The organism is Fontimonas sp. FW305-C-3 (assembly GCF_058783185.1).
In genome coordinates this window covers 334,523-350,253 of record NZ_JBYSYK010000001.1, presented here as the reverse complement: position 1 = coordinate 350,253, position 15,731 = coordinate 334,523, and the positions used below count along the sequence as shown (strand labels likewise).

The following is a 15,731-nucleotide window of genomic DNA, read 5'->3' as shown; positions in this document are numbered from 1 at the left end:
GCCCAATAAAAAAGCCCGGCGACTTGGGGAGAGCCACCGGGCCATGCTTTCCGGCTTTGGGGGATGCCGGAGCCGCCCAGGGAGTGAGGCGGAGAGCGAGACTAGGGAGTGTCGCCGCTCTGTAAACTTAGATGGGGTTGCCGCGAAAAAAGTTCAACCCCATTCGCAGTGCCGATCAGAGCCGGCGGATTTCATGGCCGGGCCATGCGCCGCGACTCAATGAAATCAGATATTTAAAAATCCGCGTTGTCGCGGCAAGGCCCTGCGATTTCCTCGGCGAAAAACTAAATTTCCTTTAGCCTGCGCTACTTGCATGGCCGCTGGCGTTATGGGCGGCATCCCAGTTGTCGGCGAGGCCCCAGTCGGCAACCAGCGGCACGTCCAGCGCCTTGATCCGGCACATACGGCCGGCAATCTGCGGCGCCAGTTCACGGATGCGCGCCGCCGGTCCCTCAAAGACCAGCTCGTCGTGAACCTGCATGATCATGCTGACATCGGCCGCGTTCTGCGCCAAATAGGCATGAACGTCGATCATCGCGAGCTTGATCAGATCGGCGGCCGTGCCCTGCAAGGGCGCGTTGATCGCGGTGCGCTCGGCATATTGGCGCTGGGCCTGGTTGCGCGCGTTGATGTCCCGCAGATACAGGCGGCGACCGAACAGGGTTTCGACAAAGCCTTGCTCGCGGGCCGCGGCCTTGGTCTTTTCCATGAACTCGCGGACACCGGGATAACGGCCAAAGAACAGGTCGATATAGCCCTGCGCTTCGCCGCGACCGATGCCGAGCTGACGGGCGAGACCGAAACTCGAAATGCCATAGATCAGGCCGAAGTTGATCGCCTTTGCGGCGCGGCGCTGTTCGGCCGGCACTTCATTGAGCGGCAGGCCAAAGACCTCGGCCGCGGTGGCCTGGTGAATGTCCAGACCCTGGCGGAAAGCATCCTGCAGCTTTGCGTCGCCCGAGAAGTGCGCCATCAGGCGCAGCTCGATCTGCGAATAGTCGATCGCCAGCAGCAACTTTCCGGGCGCCGGCACGAAAGCCTGGCGGATGCGCCGGCCTTCAGCGGAACGCACCGGGATGTTCTGCAGGTTCGGATCGGACGACGACAGCCGCCCGGTCGCCGCCACGGCCTGGTGATACGACGTGTGAATCCGTCCGGTGCGCGCATTGACCGCCTGCGGCAACAGTTCGGTGTAGGTCGAGCGCAGCTTCTGCATCGCGCGCCAGTCGAGAATCAGGCGCGGCAGCGGGTGCTGGGCGGCGAGCTCCTCAAGCACGTCTTCGGCGGTCGAAGGTTCGCCCTTCGGCGTCTTGCCGAGCACCGGCAGCTGCAGTTTTTCGTAGAGGATGGCGCCGAGCTGCTTGGGCGAACCGAGATTGAATTCTCCGCCAGCCTGCTCGTAGGCCTGCAGCTGCAGATCGTCCATGCGTTGCAGCAGTTCGGCACTGATCTTGCGCAACAGCGCGACATCGACACCGACGCCGGTCTGCTCGATGCTCGCCAGCACCGGCACCAGCGGCATCTCGATGTCCTGGTACACCGCGTCTAGCGATGCGATCTGCTGCAGGCGCGGATAGATCGCTTCGTGCAGACGCAGGGTGATGTCGGCATCTTCGGCCGAGTATTTCACCGCGGCATCGATCGCGACCTGATCGAAGGTCAGCTGATTGCGGCCCTTGCCGGCGACATCCTCGAACTTGATCGTCGCGTGGCCGAGAAACTTCTGCGCCAGCGTGTCCATGTCATGCCGGTTGCCGGTCGCGTCGAGCACGTAGCTCTGCAGCATCGTGTCGTGCACGATGCCGCGCACCTGGATGCCGTGATTGGCGAGCACGTTGGCGTCGAACTTCACGTGCTGGCCGAGTTTGGGGATCGCGGGATTCTCGAGAATCGGCTTGAGGCGCGCGAGCACCATTGCGCGATCGAGCTGCGCCGGCGCGCCGAGGTAGCGATGGCCGACAGGCACGTACCAGCCGGCGCCCGCTTCGACTGCGAACGCGAGGCCGACCAGCGCCGCGCTGTTGGAATCGACGCTGTCGGTTTCGGTGTCGAAGCACAGCAGCTTCGCGCTCTCCAGCGCGACGATCATCTGCGCCAGCGCGGCTTCGTCCATGACCGCGATGGCCTGGGTCGGCGCCGATGCCGGCACTTCCGGTTCGGCAGGCGTCTCGACGGCGAGCTCCGCCGCAGGCACGACCATGTCGGGCGCCGGTGCCGGCGGAACGGTCGCTGCGCTTGGCGCACCGCCGCGTTCGGCTTCTTCAAGCAGCCGATGGAAATCATGCCGGCGATACAGCGCGGCCAGGCGGGTGAAATCCGGCGCGCGCGGCTGCAGCTCGTCCAGCGTCAGCGGCAACGGCGCTTCGCAGCAGATCGTCGTCAGCTGGCGTGCCATCGGCAGCAGATGCAGATGATCGCGCAACTTCTCGCCGACCTTGCCCTTGATGCTGTCAGCCTGCGCAATGATCGCGTCGAGCGAGCCGTACTCGGCCAGCCACTTCGCCGCGGTCTTCGGGCCGACGCTCGGAACGCCGGGCACGTTGTCGACCGTATCGCCCATCAGCGCGAGGTAGTCGATGATCTGGTCCGGCCTGACACCGAACTTCTCGACGACGCCGGCCGGATCCATGCGCCGGTTCTTCATCGTGTCGAGCAGGTGCACGCGCTCGTCGACCAGCTGCGCCATGTCCTTGTCGCCGGTGACGACCAGCACCAGCTCGCCGCGCGCGGCGGCGGTGCGTGCGTAGGTACCGATCACGTCGTCCGCTTCGAAGCCATCGACGGTGACCAGCGGCAGGCCCATGGCGTCGATCAGTTCGAGAATCGCCGGATACTGGGCCGACAGGTCTTCCGGCGTCTCGCTGCGATTGGCCTTGTACTCGGCGAAGATCTCGTCGCGGAAGGTCTTGCCGCTCGGATCGAAGACGACGCAGATGCGCTCCGGTGTGAAGTCCTTCATCAGCTTGCGCAGCATGTTGGCCATGCCGAACACCGCGCCGGTCGGCTCGCCGCGCAGATTGTTCAGCGGCGGCAGTGCGTGATAGGCGCGGAACAGCCAGTTCGAGCCGTCAATCAGGATCAGCGGCTTGGCCGTCGGCGCCGTCACGTTGCTCATGGCAGCAACTTCTCGCCGCGGATCAGATCTTCCAGCGTCTCACGCTCGCGCACGACATGCACCTGCGCGCCATCGACCATGATCTCGGCCGCGCGGGTTCTTGTGTTGTAGTTCGACGCCATCGTGAAGCCGTAGGCGCCCGCCGTGCGCACGGCGAGCAGATCGCCGGCCGCCACCGCCAGCTCGCGATCGCGGCCGATCCAGTCGCCGGATTCGCAGACCGGGCCGACGACGTCGTACATCTTCGTCGGCGCGCTGCCGTTGGTATCGACCGGCACGATGTTCATCCAGGCCTGATACAGCGTCGGCCGCAGCAGGTCGTTCATCGCCGCATCGACGATCGCGAAGGACTTTTCCTCGCCCGGCTTGAGGCCGAGCACGCGCGTGACGAGCAGCCCCGAATTGCCGGCGATTGCACGGCCCGGCTCGGTCAGGATGCGCAGGCCGCGGCCGGCGATCTTCGGCTTGATCGCCGCCGCCCAGTCCTTCGGCTCCAACGGCGTTTCATCCTTGTAGCGCACGCCCAGGCCGCCGCCGACATCGATATGGCGCAGCTTGATGCCGCGCGCGGCGAGACGATCGATCAGCCCGAGCACGCGATCGAGCGCGTCGAGGAACGGTGAGATCTGCAGCAGCTGCGAACCGATGTGGCTCGCGACGCCGATGATCCGGATGCCCTTGAGCTGCGCCGCCTCGGCGTAGAGATTTTCCGCCGTCGCGATGTCGACGCCGAACTTGTTCTGCTTGAGGCCGGTGGAGATGTACGGATGCGTCTGCGCATCGACATCCGGATTCACCCGCAGTGCGATCGACGCGATCTTGCCCATCTCGCGCGCAACGGCATCGAGCTGCGTCAGCTCGTAGGCCGATTCGACGTTGAAGCAATAGATGCCGGCGTCCAGCGCGGCACGCATTTCGCCGGCGGTCTTGCCGATGCCGGAGAACACGATGCGCGACGCATCGCCGCCGGCGCGCAGCACGCGGAACATCTCGCCGGCGGAGACGATATCGAAGCCGGCGCCGAGGCGCGCCAGCACCTGCAGCACCGCGAGATTGGAGTTCGCCTTGACCGCGTAGCAGACGTAGTGATCGGTATCCGCCAGTGCTTCGTCGAAGGCGCGATAGCGCTGCTCAAGCGCCGCCTTCGAATAGATATAGCAAGGCGTGCCGTGGCGTTCGGCAATCTCGGCGACGGCCACAGCTTCGGCATGCAGGCGGCCGGCGCGATACTCAAAGGCTTCCACGGCGAATCTTTATCCTTGCGGTGTCTGGGGTGCCGCAGTCGCGGCGGGTGTGGTCGGGGCGCTGCCCGGCTCGGCAGCGGGTTCAGCGCCCGGCGTCGGTGCTGCCGTTGGCGCCGCGGTCGGTCCCGGCGTCGGGCTCGAATCGGGCAGATACAGCGGACCGGCCTGACCGCAAGCGCTCAGCAACAGCGCGGCGGCCAGCAACACGCGCAGGCTCGGTCGTGACGCGGGCTTGGAAAATCGGCGCATGGGCGGGCACGCAGAAAGTCGGGTCGGCAGTATACCGGCCAGCGACGGACCGGCCCGCATTGCCGTTGCCATACAAGGCATCGACAATGCCGCTCATGAAAGTCCAAGAATCCGAAACCGAAGTTGTCCTCGAACCCGAGATCCCGGCCACCGCCTGCGTCATCTGGCTGCACGGCCTGGGTGCCGACGGCTTTGATTTCGTTCCGGTTGTCGAAGAGCTGCGGTTGCCGGCCAGCGCGGCGATCCGCTTCATCTTTCCGCATGCCGCGGAGCGGCCGGTCACGCTCAACGGCGGCCTCGAAATGCGTGCCTGGTACGACATCACCGGCCTGACCAAGGAAAGCCGCGACGACGAGCCCGGCATCCGCGATTCGGTGGCGGACATCAGCGAAATCATCGCCGAGCAGATCGCCGCCGGCATTCCCAGCCGGCGCATCATCGTCGCCGGCTTCTCGCAGGGCGGCGCGATTGCGCTGCACTGTGCATTGCGCGAACCGGAACCGCTCGGCGGCCTGTTGGCGTTGTCGACCTATCTGCCGCTGCAGGCGACGCTGGATAGCGAACTCAGCAGCGCCAATCGCAAAATCCCCATCCTGATGGCGCACGGCACGCACGACCCGGTCGTGTCCTACGCCTGGGGCGAGGATGCGGCGGCCGTCCTGCGCGAGCGCGGCTACACGGTCGACTGGCGCAGCTATCCGATGCAGCACCAGGTCTGCGCCGAACAGATTGCCGACATTCGCCGCTGGCTGATCGAACGGCTTGGGCTCTGAGTTATTTTTCCGACCGTAGCCCGGATGCAATCCGCGGCTTTTGACCCACAGCGAGCGCAGATCCGGATTTCATCCGGGCTACGACTCTGGCTTCAGGCCTACTTCTCGATCGTGTAGAGCAGGTCGCCGCCCGATTCCACGCCGGCTTCGCTCGCCAGCTTGAAGCCGGCGCCGAGGTCGTACTGCATGCGGAAGCTCTGCCCGGGCTGGAACAGGCGCACGCCATAGCTGATGAACAGTTTCGGCGACAGGTATTTGCCGATCGTCAGCTGCGCCAGATCGGTGCTTTCGCCGGGCCTCGCGCCGATGCCGATTTCGTCGATGCCGATCTTGCCGCCGTAGCGCTGCGCCAGCCATTCGCCGCCGGCGAGGCCGAGCGACACGGCCGCATCGGCAACCTGCCCGCGTTCCGCGCTGCCGGTGGTCTGATCGAGCGGGCGGCCGAGCACGAGCCAGGACAGCTGGCGTTCCTGCGGCATCGTCGGCGTGGAGAACAGACTGAAGTTCGGCTTGTCGAGCGTGCCGCGCACGAACACGCCGACGGTGATGTCTTCGCGCGGCTGCCGCGTCGCACGCAGCTCGACGGCCGGTTGCGCCACCGGCCCACCGTTGAACAGCAGGCGCCCGGTGGTGATCGTCAGATCCTGCCCGTAGGCCTTATAGCGGCCGTCCTTGAGCTGCAGCTCGCCACGCGCGCGGGTAACGACGCCGGGCTCTTCGAGGATGCGGATCTCGCCGGACAGTTTCGATTTCAGGCCGAGACCCTCGATGCGCATCCCCGGATCGCCGATCAGCAGCACCCGGATGTCGGCGTAGATCGCCGGGCCGGCTTCCTCGGGTTCGACCTCCTGTCGAACGACGACCTGATCCGCGCTGACGCCGACGCCCTGATCGATCGACTTGGGCGTGAGGTCGGCACGCGGGACTTCGAGGCTGCCGCCGACGCGCAGCGCCTTGTCGGCAAAGCTGACCTTGAGGTTCGGCGAAATCCATACCGAGGCCTCCGGAATGCGGATTGCCTGGAAACGCTCGCCGAACAGATTGAGCTCTACCGCATTGGCGCCGCCTTCGGTGTCGATCGTTCCCTGCAGGCGCATGAAACCATCGTCCGACCAGGCCTCGGCCTTCAGCGTCAGTATCGCGCCGGCGCGGCCTTCCAGCGACGCGGACATGCGTTCAACGGTGATGCCGGGCGCACGCAGGTTCATGCCGCCGTCGCTGAGCGTGACCTTGCCGCTGAGGTCGGGCTGCGCCAGCGTGCCGCCGAGTTCGAGCTGGCCGGTCAGCTGGCCTTTGACCTTCTGCATCTCGCGATTCAGCAGTTCGAGCCAGGACAGATCGGGCATGTCGACACGCCACTGCCCGCTGAGGCTGCGCTGCATCAGATCTGCGCCCGCTCCAAGCCTCGCATCCAGCGCCAGGCCGCCCGCGGCACGGCCATCCACATCGAACGGCAGCGACGCCACCGCGCGCAGTTCCTTGCCTTCGGCTTCGACCTTGACGTACCCCGGCAACAGCTTGAACGGCGTCACGCCGCTGCGGCTCAACTGGATCGCCGTCGTGTTCAGATCGAGACGCAGATCCTTGAGACCGGCATCGCCCAGATCAACGTAACCGCTGCCGTCGATCACGCCGCTCAGGCCCGTGCCCGCCGGCAGCCAGGGCTGCAGGCCGGTCAGCTTGAACTGCTCCAGGCGCATCGCGATGCGACGTGCGCCGGGGACCGGCCGCAGGCCTGCGCAGAAGCGCGCCAGGTCCGAAGCCATGCAGACCGGAGCGAGTTCGATCTTCTGCTCGCCGAGCTCCAGCTTGGCCGCTTCTTCCAGCGCCCAGGCCGGTAGGTTGCGCGGCGAGATCCGCAGCGCACTGAGTTCGCCAACCCAGCTCTGGTTGTCGATATCGGCGCTGCCGTTGAGCGCCATGGCGACGCCGCCCTGCGGCGCCGAGGCGGTGACGCTGAGCTCGTGGGCTTTCGCCATGCCGCGCAGACGCAGCTGCGCGCTGTCGATGATCTGGCCGACATTCATCGGGCCCAGCAGGATGTCGGCGCGCGATTCGCCTTCGCTGGCGATATCGAAATCCGCGGCGACCGTCTTCGCCGTGTAGGTTTCGTATTTGATGTCGCCGGCCTGCAGATTGCCGCGCGCGCGCAGCTGCGGCCAGCGGCCCTCGAGGTTCACGCGCGCCTTGGCATTGCCGGTCAGCTCCGGCAACAACGTGCGCAGGTCGCGGCTGTCGAGATTCAGATCGAGCGCGATCTGCGGCCAGGCCCTGCCACTGGCCTGCAGCCGGGTGCTGCCGGTACGCAGATCCATTGCAGCGAGGCTGAGCTGCTCACCGACATAGCTCGCATCGGCGCTCAGCGTCGCCGGATAACCCTGCAACGTCGACTGGTCGAGGTTCAGGCGCGCCTGCAGGTTTGGCTCGCCATCGTCCATCTGCAGCCGCGCATCGAGCTTGCCGTTGAGTTCGCCTTTGACCTGCGCAACCCAGAACTGCGGTTCGACGCCCTCGAGCCGGGCCTGGACGGCGGCCGTGAACTCGTCCTGCCAGGCGAGCTGCGCCTGCAGTTCGACCCGGCCATGTCCGGTCTCGATGCTCGCCTGCTCGGCCTGCATGCCGTCCAGACTGCCCGCGCCCTTGAGCATCAGGTCGTAGGTCTTGCCGTCGAAAGCGACTTGCGATGCCGCCTCGTAGCGCCAGGCATCGGGATGGCCGGCCCAGCTCAGCGCGCCGCGCGGACTTTCGACCAGCGCCGGGCTCTCCGCCGCGGGCGGCCAGCGCAGGGCGGTCCATTGCAGCTTCAGATCGGAATCGGTGGCGTATGCGTAACGTCCGTCCAGTTCGGCAGTCATGAAGCCATCGAGCGCGATCTTGTCCAGGCGTACGCCGTCCGGCTGCAGCTGGACCTTGCCCTTGAGCGCGACGGCATCGACCCAGGGCGTCAGACCGCTGAGGGTTTCGATGTCGACGACGTCGGCAATCCAGCTGGCATCGAGCGCCAGGCGCTCGAAGTGCAGCGGCGCGCCGGCGCCGCCGATGTCGAGGCTGCCGACGCGCAACTCGCGAACCACGATGCCGATCGGCAGGGACGTCAGCGCCGGGCCCGACGGTTCCTCCGGCTTGTCTTCCTGCGGCTTGAGCGTGACGCCGACCGCGCTGGCGTGCAGCTGCGAAACCCCCAGCCGTCCGCCCAGCAGCTGCAACAGCGACCAGTCCAGCGTGACCTGCTGCAGATCGACCGCGACGAAGCCGTCTTCGTAGCGCAGTTGCTCGGCGCTGAGCGGACCCCACAAGGCGCCGGAGATGCCGCTGCTGCGAATCAGGCCGGTGCGATCCTCGATCTGGCGCAGCGCCAGCTGGGCACCGGACTCGGTGAACAACAGGAACAGCACGCCGAACACCAGGCCGGCGAACAGCAGCGCAAGCGTTTCGGCGAGCAAGCGCCCCAGCACGCGCAGCACGCCACGCAGGCGCACGCTCACAAGCCGACCCTCACGCCGATATGCAGCTTCACGCCGGAGCCGGAGCCACCGCTTGGATCATCCAGGGGATGCGCCAGATCCACCTGCACCGAACCGACCGGCGCGCGATAACGCACACCGGCGCCGACGCCGGTGAACAGCCGCGGCAGCTTCGTATCGTCGGCACCGCCGCTGTCGATAAAAACCGCGGCTCCCCATTCGCCCCAAATCCGTCGTTCCAGTTCGAAGCTGCCGGTCGCCAGATACTTGCCGCCGATGACCTTGTTGTCGGCGTCGCGCGGACCCAGTTCCTGGTAGCTGTAGCCGCGCACCGACTGGTCGCCGCCGGCGAAGAAGCGCTGCGATGCCGGCAGTTCGGCGAAATCCTCGACGATGCTGGCGCCGTACTCGAGGCGTGCGAGCAGGCGGGTCTGCCGTCCGAACGATGTCACGCCGCGCAGCACCGTCTGCGAACGGATGAAGCTCGCATTCGAAAGAACCTCGCGGACTGCGCCATGCACGTCCTGGTACAGCGCCCAGCCCTGGCGCGCGTAGATCGGATCGTCGAGCTCGGTGCGGTTGAACGACACACCGGGTGTCAGCAGGTTGCTGATCAGGCTGTTTTCGCCGAGTACCGATTCTTCGTGGGTAAAACCCAGATACAGGCGCCGCTGCCATTTGCCAGGCAGGCGCGACAGGCTGGCTTCGATGCTCCACTTCTCGGTGGCACCGTCGTCGTCAGCGACCTTTTCGTCGGAGTATTCGGCCGCCAGGCCGACGCTTTCGCCGATGCGGCGACCCAGCGGCACCGTGTAGGACGCGCCCGCCGTCTGCTTGACCTCGGATACCCGCGTTTCGATCTTCGCGGTGTGTCCTTCGCGGTTGGCGCGCCGCACCTGCACGCCGGCGCTGATCCGCGCCCCGGTATCGGTGCCGTAGCCCAGGCCGGTGTTGTAGACGTTGCGCGGCAGCGTGGTGGCGCGGATCACGATCGGTATCTGCTGATTTTCGGTCTGCTCGCGCTGCGGCAGGATTTCCAGGCTGGAGAAGTAACCCAGATCGCTGAGCGCGAACTGAGTGTCCAGTACGACCTGCGGGTCGTAAACCGCACCTGGCTGGATCATCACGTAGCGGCGTAACACGTCTTCGTTGATGGCGTCCTGCTCGAAACTGACCGCGCCGAATTCGTAGCGCTTGCCGGTTTCGAAGATCAGCGTGATCTGCGCCAGGTTCTGGTCGGCGAGGATGCGCAGCTCGGCGCGCGAATAACGGGCATCGAGATAGCCGGCGGCGTAAGCGGCGTTCGACAACCGCGATTTGGCCGTCTCGTAACGGCTGTGCAACAGCGGCTCGCCTTTGCGCAGGCGCCGCAGCACGCGCTCGCGATCGTCCTCGAGGCCGGCGGCGCCGTCGCCTTCGATCTGCAGATTCACGCTGTCGATCAAGGTCTGCGGGCCGGCATCGACCCGGTAGTGCGCGCGCCAGTTCGGCGACTCGCCGCTGAGCTCTCCCTCGATCTTCGGGTTGTAGTAGCCGAAGGGCTGCAAGGCGCCGCGGATGTCGTCCGGCGCATCTTTATGCAGGCCGTCGACGAGGCTCTGATCCAGGTCGGCGCGCTCAGCCTGATCCTGGATGCCGATGCGCAACAGGACATTGTCCTTCAGCTCGTTGCTCAGTCCGTCCACGGTCACCGCCACTCCGCTCCACGCCGGAGCGGCAAACAGGGCCAGGCAGACCAACGCCGGACGAAGGGCGACGAGCGGGCGCAACATTCAGCCGGTTTCGGGGTAAACAGTAAGGGCGGAGAGAAGCATGTTTTGTCCTATTATCGTTGATGCGGCACCACCCCCCAATCAGGTTAACCGATGAGCACCGTCACGTTGTACATCGGCAGTAAGAATCTGTCGTCCTGGTCACTGCGCCCCTGGCTGTTGCTGCGTCATCACAACGTCTCGTTTGCCGAGCAGCTGATCGAGCTGGATCGACCGGACACGCACGAGCGCATCCTCGCGCATTCACCCAGCGGCCGCGTGCCCTTGCTGGTCGACGGCACGACCCGCGTATGGGAATCGCTGGCGATCTGCGAGTACGCGGCGGAACGCTACGCGCTGCGGCATGCCTGGCCGGCGGACCTCGCTCCGCGCGGACTGGCGCGCGCTTGCGCCACCGAAATGCACGGCGGTTTCGCGGCGCTGCGGCGCCATCTGCCGTTCAACGCCACACGCGATCCGTCGGCAACACGCATCGACCCGGAGACGCAGGCCGACATCGAACGCATCTGCGCCATTTGGCGCGAAGCACGCCAGCAACATGGCGGGCGCGGCCCCTGGCTGTTCGGCGAGTTCGGCATCGTCGATGCGATGTTCGCGCCGGTTGCGCTGCGTTTCGAGGCTTACGCGGTGAATCTCGGCAAGGTCGAGCGCGCCTATGTCCAGACCGTGCTCAACCACAAGGCGGTCCAGCAATGGATCGAAGCCGCGGCGATGGAAACGTCGGCCGCGGCGCCAGCGGCGATCAGCGCAAAACCAGCGCCAGCCGCTAGACAGACCGCTCCGGCCAGCAAACCCGCGGCGCCCACTGCCGGCAAGGAAAGCCCGCGCCTGCGTTCGGTGATTTTGCCGACGGACTAGGGCTTGGGGACAGTGCCCGCCAGGCCGGCGGCGCCGGCAGGACCGGCAACGGGCTCGTCGTCGTCCGCCGTTGAAGCCGCGGCGCCGGCGGGCGTCACGCTCCAGCCTTCCTGACGCAGCTTCGCCAGCAAGCCTTCCGGGCCGACCAGATGAGCCGCACCGACGATGACCAGCGTCGGCACTTCGCTCTTGAAGAATCCGCTGAGCTGCGGCAGCCAGGCCTGGTTGCGATCGCGCATCAGCCGCGCGTAGATCGCCGGCGCACGCTGCTGCAGCTCCGCCAGCTGCCGCTCGATGCCGCTCATGTCGTCGCTGTTCCAGGCGGCCAGCATCTCTTTGGGCGCATCGGCAGCGCCGGGGCCGAGACTGTCGAGCGTTTCCGTCAACAGGGCGCGGCCGTCGACCGGGTTCATGCCGGTGAACAGGCTCAGGTGCTGCTCGGTCGCCTCAAGAAAGGCAAAGCCCTTGTCGTCTTCGATGCCGCGTTCGTGGAAATGCTGGTCGATGCCGTACTGCGCTTCGAAGCCCGCCCGCTGGAACGCGATGATTTCCAGCGTCAGCGCACAGAACCAGGCGCGATAGGCATCGCAGACCGTCGCCGGCAGACCGGATTGCTGCGCCTGCGCTTTCAGCTTCTGCGTCAGGCCGTCGCCGAACTGCTGCGCCGCATTGCCCGCTTCGCGATGCGCCGCGCTCAGGAAGCGCTGCTGGACCTCCGGCGAAGCCAGCGCATCGGGATCGGTTTCAAGCACGAGCCGCTCGGCGGCGACATAGGCGCGCTCAAGCGGGTCCGGCAGCGGGTGCGTCGTCTCGGGGAGCAGATGAATGGAGCCGAGCAGGTAGTGCGTGGCCTGCGGACCGCTGACCTGCCACAGGAACGGAATCGGTACCGGCGCAGCTGCGGGCGCGGGTACTGCGGTCGGCGCAGATGACGGCAGCGGCGTCGCGACCGGCGGCTTCTGCGCAAACGCCGGGAACACGCACAGGACCAGCAGCAACGGCAGGCCACGCATCATTCGGCCTCCGGCATCAGCCAGTCGCGGCGGGGGGCCTGATCGCCGCCAAGCCCGGCGAAGTCGAACAGCCGCGTATCGGCAAGCTGCGAAGGCGCGACGTTGGTCAGCGCCGCGAACGCCTGCTCGATGCGCGCCGGATGCTCGCGCTCCCAGTCGTCCATCATCCGACGCACCTGCTTGCGCTGCAGCTGCTCCTGCGAACCGCAAAGATTGCAAGGAATGATAGGAAACTGACGTGCCACCGCATACGCCGAGATGTCGCGTTCGCGGCAGTAGCTGAGCGGACGGATGACGACGTTGTCGCCGTCGTCCGACTGCAGCTTGGGCGGCATCGCCGCGAGCTTGCCGCCGTGGAAGAGGTTGAGGAAGAAGGTCGCGACGATGTCGTCCTTGTGATGGCCGAGCGCGATCTTGGTGAAGCCGTTCTCTTTTGCGTACGTGTACAGCGCGCCGCGCCGCAGGCGCGAGCACAGCGAGCACATCGTCTTGCCTTCGGGGATCACCCGCTTGACGACCGAATAGGTGTCCTGCTCGATGATGTGATACGCGACGCCGAGCGACTTCAGATACGTCGGCAGCACATGCTCGGGAAAGTCCGGCTGCTTCTGGTCGAGGTTGATCGCAACCAGCTCGAAGTTCACCGGCGCGCGCTGCTGCAGCTGCAGCAGCATGTCGAGCATCGTGTAGCTGTCCTTACCGCCGGACAGGCAGACCATGACCCGGTCACCCTCGACGATCATGTTGTAGTCCATGATCGCCTGCCCGACCTGCCGCCGCAGCCGCTTCGACAGCTTGTTCAGGTCATGCCGCTCACGTTCGCCGCGCTGCGGGCGCAGGTCGGCAAGCGGAATTTCAGCAGCGGGCGTCGCCATCGGAGCAGCCATTCAAGGAAGTTGTGGACGGCATATTCTCGCACGGTCCGCCCACCTCGCTGAAATGGCCCGCCGCCACTCTCAGCGACTCGTGATGGGCGCCCCGCGCGAATTGGCGCGTTCGAGCTCTTCCTTGGACTGCTTGGCCTCCATTTCGCGTTGAGCGCGCGTCTTGCAGACCTTCTGGCGGAATCGCGAACCCAGCGCCGTTTCATTCTGGCAAATCAGGTCGTCGTCCTTGGCGGCGGCGGTAGCCGCAGCCATGTTCTCGTAGCGCGTCTCGCCGGCGACCGGCGGCGGCTCGCTCGGCGTGGGGGATGTCGCTGCACAGCCTCCCAGCGCCGCGGCAATTGCCAGGACCATCGGGTATATCAGCTTCACTTTGCACTCCTTGAAATTCGACCGCCAGCGGGTCTAACGGAAGCATAACCAGAGCCGCCAGAGAGGACCGTCGGGCTGCACTCATTGAACCTCAACACGAGACGGCCGGGCACGGCGGTTTCACGCATTTTCGCGTACGAATGTTCTTTCCCGGTAGAACACCGCGACGACGATGAAGATCAGCGCCGCCACCGCCATGACTGCGGCGAAGAACAGGAAGTACATCGGGCCGACCAGCGCATAGGTCGAAACCGTCGAAGCGGAAACCGAGAACTCGCCCTGGCTGACCAGCGGCTGGCGGGTCGTCGCGTCGAGCAGGCCGACGCGGTTGGCCGCCGTGTCGATCTCGCCGACCAGATAGGTGCCCAGCAGCGGCTGGCTGCTGCCGTCGGGGCGCAGCACCGTGACCCCCGTTTCGCCGCCGAAGTCGATCTTCTGCCCCGGCACGAAGCGGCCGGCGTCGGCCAGCTGGACCCAGGTCCGCTCGCCGGTCTGTCCCGCCACCGCTTCCACCGGTTCGACCATGAAGCCGTTGACCCCTGCGGTGAACAGGTTGCCGACGCTGACCGACAACAGGAACAGCGCCATGATGAAGCTCTTCATCTTCAGCGGCGCCTGCTTGTAGCTGAACTCCAGCGCGGTGATCGAGACCAGTACCTCGGATGCCGTCAGCAGGAAGTAGGCGAGGATCTGCCACCAGACGCTGGTGACGATGCCCGCCTGGATCCGCGCCTCGATCCAGGCGACGACGACGAACGAGGTCGCGGTCAGGAACATGCCGCTGGAAATCTTGCGCAGCGGCGTCACCGCCGTGAAGCGCCCGACCAGCGGGTAGATGCCGTAGCTGAAGATCGGCACCAGGATCAGGATGAACAGCGCGTTCACGACCTGGATCTGCGCGGGCAGGATCGTGAAACCGAAGCCGAGGTTCTTGTCCATCAGGTTGGACGTCGCCTGCAGCACCCAGGTCTGGCCGTTGGACTGTTCCCACAGCGACCAGAAGAAGGCGACGAACAGGTAGACCAATGCCAGGCGCGCGATGATGCCCAGCCCCTCGGCCGAGAAGACCTCGCGCAGCCAGGCCTTGCCGGCCGGCGGCACGACCGCGAAGCGATTGCGCCCGGCCCAGAACACGACGACGGCCACCGCCATCATCACCGCCGGCAGGCCAAAGGCAACCTTCGGCCCGTACTTGGGCAGCAACCAGGGGCACAGCGTGATTGAGATCAGCGAGCCGGCATTGATCGAGATGTAGAACCAAGAAAACGCGCGTTCGATCAGATGCTGGTTGGCCGCGGTGAACTGATCGCCGACATTGGTCGACACGCAAGGCTTGATGCCGCCGGTGCCGAGCGCGATGAAGAACAGGCCGACCGCCATCGCGGTCGGCGTCGACGACAGTGCCAGCAGCGTGCAGCCCAGCACGTAGGACAGCGAGAAGATCATGATCGTCTTGAACTTGCCGAGAAACACATCGGAGACGATCGCGCCGATCAGCGGGCAGACGTAGGCGCCGGACTTGAACAGCGATTGCCAGGTCGTTGCCTGCGCTTCGCCGAACTGCAGGAAGTTGACCATGTACACCGACAGGATCGCGTTGATGCCGTAGTAGCAGAAGCGCTCGGCAAACTCGTTGGCGACGATGTACGGAATACCCGGCGGCATGCGGGTAGACAGGCTGTTCTGGGTCATGACCGTCTTGGTCTCGGTGGTTGCGCTGCCGCGAGTCTAGGGATTCGGGTGATTCAGACGCCTGAGGATTTCCCCATCGGCCAGCGTGTCGATCTGCACCCGCTTATGCGTACTGGTCTGGCCGTGGACGACGCTGATCGCGGACTTGGGCAGGTCCAGCACCCGCGCCAGCAGCTCGACGACCGCCTCGTTGGCCTTGCCGCGCTCGGGCGCCGCGGTGACGGTCAGCTTGAGCGTCTCGCCCATCCAACCGCCGATTGCGGTGTGCGCGGCTTTCGGTGTGACCTTGAGATTC

Annotated in this window: 12 protein-coding genes; 2 read left to right on the top strand and 10 right to left on the bottom strand. The window is 65.8% G+C overall.

Features of this window, described 5'->3' with window-relative positions; all coding sequences use genetic code 11:
* Positions 1-295: 295 nt before the first annotated feature.
* The 3 genes from polA to lptM are packed head-to-tail and all read right to left on the bottom strand — an operon-like array spanning position 296 to position 4,608.
* Positions 296-3,115, bottom strand: coding sequence for a DNA polymerase I (polA, locus tag AC3WUF_RS01580; RefSeq protein WP_492421738.1), 2,820 nt, complete (start codon positions 3,113-3,115; stop codon positions 296-298).
* Positions 3,112-4,359 carry a diaminopimelate decarboxylase gene (gene lysA / locus AC3WUF_RS01575; RefSeq protein ID WP_492421736.1) on the bottom strand — a complete coding sequence of 416 codons (1,248 nt, stop codon included), beginning with the start codon at positions 4,357-4,359 and terminating at the stop codon, positions 3,112-3,114. Before lysA ends, polA begins: the two co-directional genes overlap by 4 nt.
* A gap of 9 nt (positions 4,360-4,368) precedes the next feature.
* A complete protein-coding gene (gene lptM / locus AC3WUF_RS01570; protein WP_492421734.1) occupies positions 4,369-4,608 on the bottom strand; it encodes an LPS translocon maturation chaperone LptM in 240 nt (79 codons plus the stop codon).
* 95 nt (positions 4,609-4,703) lie between these two features.
* Here lptM and AC3WUF_RS01565 point away from each other — a divergent pair, with 95 nt between their 5' ends.
* On the top strand, positions 4,704-5,381 hold the full coding sequence (locus AC3WUF_RS01565) for an alpha/beta hydrolase (protein WP_492421732.1): 678 nt from the start codon (positions 4,704-4,706) through the stop codon (positions 5,379-5,381).
* Between the two features lie 98 nt (positions 5,382-5,479).
* On the opposite strand, the gene AC3WUF_RS01560 is transcribed toward AC3WUF_RS01565, so the two are convergent.
* On the bottom strand, positions 5,480-8,866 hold the full coding sequence (locus AC3WUF_RS01560; protein WP_492421730.1) for a translocation/assembly module TamB domain-containing protein: 3,387 nt from the start codon (positions 8,864-8,866) through the stop codon (positions 5,480-5,482).
* Positions 8,863-10,617 (bottom strand): autotransporter assembly complex protein TamA, encoded by a 1,755-nt coding sequence (locus AC3WUF_RS01555; protein WP_492421728.1) that lies wholly within the window; start codon positions 10,615-10,617, stop codon positions 8,863-8,865. Before AC3WUF_RS01555 ends, AC3WUF_RS01560 begins: the two co-directional genes overlap by 4 nt.
* Before the next feature lie 93 nt (positions 10,618-10,710).
* Between AC3WUF_RS01555 and AC3WUF_RS01550 the strand changes: the two genes are divergently transcribed.
* Positions 10,711-11,475, top strand: coding sequence for a glutathione S-transferase family protein (locus tag AC3WUF_RS01550; protein ID WP_492421726.1), 765 nt, complete (start codon positions 10,711-10,713; stop codon positions 11,473-11,475).
* Here the strand turns inward: AC3WUF_RS01550 and AC3WUF_RS01545 are convergent.
* The 5 genes from AC3WUF_RS01545 to AC3WUF_RS01525 all read right to left on the bottom strand — a co-directional run bounded on the left by AC3WUF_RS01545 (position 11,472) and on the right by AC3WUF_RS01525 (position 15,682).
* Entirely contained in the window at positions 11,472-12,491 is a 1,020-nt protein-coding gene (locus tag AC3WUF_RS01545) for a TraB/GumN family protein (RefSeq protein WP_492421724.1), read from the bottom strand. The genes AC3WUF_RS01550 and AC3WUF_RS01545 overlap by 4 nt on opposite strands.
* The gene (gene ttcA, locus AC3WUF_RS01540) at positions 12,488-13,363 is read right to left on the bottom strand and encodes a tRNA 2-thiocytidine(32) synthetase TtcA (RefSeq protein ID WP_492421722.1); all 876 of its coding nucleotides are present in this window, start codon (positions 13,361-13,363) and stop codon (positions 12,488-12,490) included. The genes AC3WUF_RS01545 and ttcA overlap by 4 nt, the downstream gene beginning before the upstream one ends.
* Positions 13,364-13,444: 81 nt before the next feature.
* Positions 13,445-13,744 carry a hypothetical protein gene (locus AC3WUF_RS01535; protein WP_492421720.1) on the bottom strand — a complete coding sequence of 100 codons (300 nt, stop codon included), beginning with the start codon at positions 13,742-13,744 and terminating at the stop codon, positions 13,445-13,447.
* 120 nt (positions 13,745-13,864) lie between these two features.
* Complete coding sequence (locus tag AC3WUF_RS01530) at positions 13,865-15,436, bottom strand: POT-type proton-dependent oligopeptide transporter (RefSeq protein ID WP_492421718.1); 1,572 nt, start codon at positions 15,434-15,436, stop codon at positions 13,865-13,867.
* 36 nt (positions 15,437-15,472) lie between these two features.
* Positions 15,473-15,682, bottom strand: a complete 210-nt coding sequence (locus AC3WUF_RS01525) for a DUF167 domain-containing protein (protein ID WP_492423521.1) — start codon at positions 15,680-15,682, stop codon at positions 15,473-15,475.
* Positions 15,683-15,731: the final 49 nt, after the last annotated feature.